Genomic DNA, 3,213 nt, shown 5'->3' with positions numbered 1-3,213 from the left:
CTGTGAAACGCCCAACGGGTTGGTTTAAAAGCGATTTATACTGCGTTATTGATTTTAACAATAGAACCACTATTACTTGCAATCAATGCCTTGCCTAAATCGCTTTTAATTCCAACTGAAACTCGCATCCTGAGGTGGTTTGGGTATATTAATACGATCGGTCTAATATGTGTTTATGCTAAAAAACAGTCAAAATCCACCACGACGTGGTCGCCCACCAAAAGTTGCCCGCAGTAATGCCGACACCAAAGCGTTACTTATTGCTACGGGGGTAGAAACACTAACCGAGTTTGGCTTCAGTGCCACAGGACTTGATACTATTTTAAAAAAAGTAGGTGTTCCAAAAGGTTCTTTTTACCACTACTTTAATAATAAAGATGCCTACGGCTTAGCTGTTATAGACGCTTATAACGATTACTTTGTTGCTAAACTTATTCGCTATCTAGGGGCAAGCGATATCCCTCCTTTAGAGCGACTAATCAATTTCACCCAAAGTGCAGCACGGGGTATGCAAAAGTACGATTTTAGTCGCGGTTGTCTAGTCGGTAATTTAAATCAGGAACTAAACCACCTCAGCGATGACTTTAAAAATAAACTATTAACCAGCTACGAGATTTGGCAACAACATGTGCAAGTTTGCTTGGCACAAGCTCAGCAGGAGCGTGTTATTGCAGCCAACGTGAATACCACACAAATGAGTGAATTTTTTTGGATTGGCTGGGAAGGTGCTGTAATGCGTGCCAAGCTAACTAAAAATACTCAGCCACTTATTTTATATACTGAAATGTTTTTACGTGCATTGCTTAGGTAACGGCTTAAGTAATTGCTCTTTATTCATAACAATTAAAAGACGATCGGTCTAAATGGAGTCCAGATGAACAATCAATTTAAAGCCATTGTTATAAATAATACTGACGATAAGTATACCGCGTCAGTACAAACACTAAATAATAGCGAATTACCCAATCTCCCTGTCAAACTAGATGTTCTTTACAGCACCCTAAATTATAAAGATGGTCTAGCTATTACAGGAAAAGGCCCCGTGGTGCGCTCATTTCCTATGGTGCCGGGTATTGATTTAGTGGGTAAAGTAACAGCCAGTGATTCTAGCGAGTTCGCTATTGATCAGTTGGTATTACTAAATGGCTTTGGTGTTGGCGAAAAATACTGGGGGGGTCTGGCTCAACAAGCCGCTGTTAATGGCAATTGGTTGCTCCCACTCCCAACGTCGTTAACACCTAAACAGGCCATGCAAATTGGTACTGCCGGTTACACCGCGATGCTCAGTATTATTGCGCTTGAAAAGCAAGGCATCACTCCCGAATCTGGTGATATTTTAGTTACGGGTGCAAACGGTGGTGTAGGTAGTTTTGCCGTCTATTTACTTAATCTACTAGGTTTTACCGTAGTTGCAGCAACAGGTCGTGTAGATCAAAGCAAACATTTAAAACAACTTGGCGCCTCTGAAGTGATCGACCGAAATGAGCTATCAAATCCAGGTAAGCCATTAGCAAAAGAACGTTTTGCTGCAGCCATTGATTCGGTTGGCAGTCATACCCTTGCTAATATTTGTGCTTCTTTAAAGTATGGCGGTGTAGTTACTGCTTGCGGTTTAGCACAAGGCATGGATTTTCCTGCATCCGTTGCGCCGTTTATTTTGCGTGGTATTTCATTAATCGGCATAGACAGTGTAATGCGTCCAAAGGTCGACCGCATCCAAGCATGGCAACGTCTAGGTGAGCTTGTTGAGCAGAGCTACTTAGATAAAATATCGACTGAAATTAATTTAGAGCAGGTTATTAACGCGGCTGATGAGCTGATGGCCGGAAATATCCGAGGCCGTGTAGTAGTAAATTGCCAACAGTAAAAATAAGTTATACCAATCGTGTTAAGTTACTAAGTATTTATAGCGACGGAGAAATACAGTGATAACAAGACAGGAATTTTGACATGCCGTTGTTCTACTTGAAAAATTACTGACGTATTTAGCGCTTCATTTAGCCCGCTAGAATGGTTAAATATTTAACTCAATTGGTATATTAAAGCTTCTTGTAAAAGAAGCTTTAATTTTTTCGTCATTACATGCCTAAAGCAGCAAGCTTTTCGTTTAATTCGTCTTTTGAAATTAAACTCATTTCATACTGTTTTTTAACTTTACGAATAGTGTCGAAATTATCAAGTTTTAATCGTGCTTTAGCTAATTTCTGTTCTTTTTCTGCTACAGAGATCACATCAAGTTTAACGGCTTTTTCAAGCTTCTCTTTTTCTTGATCGTATTCTTTTTGAAAAATTGCTTTTTCTTGAATGATGATTTGATCTTTTAGCTTTTTCTCAATTTCAATAGCTTCATCTTCAAGCTCAATTTTTTTCTCAAGTAACGGTTCAACACGGTTTAATGCTTCTTGCAAAGCACTTTCGATATTTTGTCCTTGGTTTTCTAGTAAATTTTCTACGTATTTTTTACCAATATCTTGATAACCAATATTTAGCTGCCCTTCTATTGAAGTGATCTCAGAGCGGATCGCCGATAACTTTGAGTTCTCTTTCATTGAGGTGCTCATATCAGAGCTTAGTTTAGACGTTGATTCGCTGATATTTGAACCAATAGTGGTAGCTTGTGTTTTAATTTTATTAAAAAGACCCATGTATATTATTCCTTAAATCTATCATCCAATGTTGTGGCGTCATGCCAATACTTATTAAAGCACACTAATATTACCGATAAACTAAACAAATGTAAATTACACAAGCAAACTGACTTGATATTCTTGTATCAAATTATCGTGATAAAAATTATAATTCTGAGATTAGATTTTAGAAAAAGAGTGTAAAATATGAGTAATGAAGATTTATTCGGCAATAACCCGCTACAAGGCGTTAAACTTGAGCAAGTTGTATCAGAGTTAGTTGATCAATATGGGTGGGAGCTTTTACATGCTTATCTACTGCTAAATTGTTTTAAAAACAACCCTGACATTAAATCTGCAGTTAAATTTTTGCGTAAAACCCAGTGGGCACAAGATAAAGTTGAAAACTTTTATCTTTATAGATTAAAAAATCTACCTAAACCCGATGATGTTCAATATGAACTACCACCACGTGACCGCGTTATTCCTGAAGATCATAAACCGGGTGAACCATGTGAGTTAAGTTTTAGTGACGCAAAACGTATTCAAGCGAAAAAAGAAGCCAAAGATCGTGCACGGACGCGTA

General features: G+C 38.0%; 4 protein-coding genes. 3 read left to right on the top strand and 1 reads right to left on the bottom strand.

The genetic code is table 11. The annotated features are described in order from the left end of the window. The first annotated feature begins 175 nt into the window (after nucleotides 1–175). Together H5232_RS22695 and H5232_RS22690 are read left to right on the top strand one after the other, a co-directional pair. The gene (locus H5232_RS22695) at nucleotides 176–811 is read left to right on the top strand and encodes a TetR/AcrR family transcriptional regulator (protein ID WP_182718837.1); all 636 of its coding nucleotides are present in this window, start codon (nucleotides 176–178) and stop codon (nucleotides 809–811) included. Nucleotides 812–874: 63 nt separating this feature from the next. Continuing rightward, entirely contained in the window at nucleotides 875–1,867 is a 993-nt protein-coding gene (locus H5232_RS22690) for an MDR family oxidoreductase (RefSeq protein ID WP_182761831.1), read from the top strand. A gap of 211 nt (nucleotides 1,868–2,078) precedes the next feature. Here H5232_RS22690 and H5232_RS22685 read toward each other — a convergent pair whose 3' ends face one another. Then, nucleotides 2,079–2,645 carry a hypothetical protein gene (locus H5232_RS22685; RefSeq protein ID WP_182718835.1) on the bottom strand — a complete coding sequence of 189 codons (567 nt, stop codon included), beginning with the start codon at nucleotides 2,643–2,645 and terminating at the stop codon, nucleotides 2,079–2,081. 189 nt (nucleotides 2,646–2,834) lie between these two features. Here H5232_RS22685 and H5232_RS22680 point away from each other — a divergent pair. After that, a partial coding sequence (locus H5232_RS22680) for a VF530 family DNA-binding protein (RefSeq protein WP_182831576.1) occupies nucleotides 2,835–3,213 on the top strand: 379 nt, incomplete at its 3' end.

The organism is Pseudoalteromonas sp. SG41-5, from assembly GCF_014164495.1.
GTDB classification, from domain to species: Bacteria; Pseudomonadota; Gammaproteobacteria; order Enterobacterales; family Alteromonadaceae; genus Pseudoalteromonas; species Pseudoalteromonas rhizosphaerae.
The sequence above is the reverse complement of the archived record's forward strand: the minus strand, read 5'-3'. Positions and strand labels throughout refer to the sequence as shown.

What these genes read in the sequence shown, in the direction of transcription:
- H5232_RS22695 (WP_182718837.1), top strand. Translation starts at nt 176, where the DNA reads ATGCTAAAAAACAGTCAAAATCCACCACGACGTGGTCGCCCACCAAAA.
- H5232_RS22690 (WP_182761831.1), top strand. Translation starts at nt 875, where the DNA reads ATGAACAATCAATTTAAAGCCATTGTTATAAATAATACTGACGATAAG.
- H5232_RS22685 (WP_182718835.1), bottom strand. Translation starts at nt 2,645, where the DNA reads ATGGGTCTTTTTAATAAAATTAAAACACAAGCTACCACTATTGGTTCA.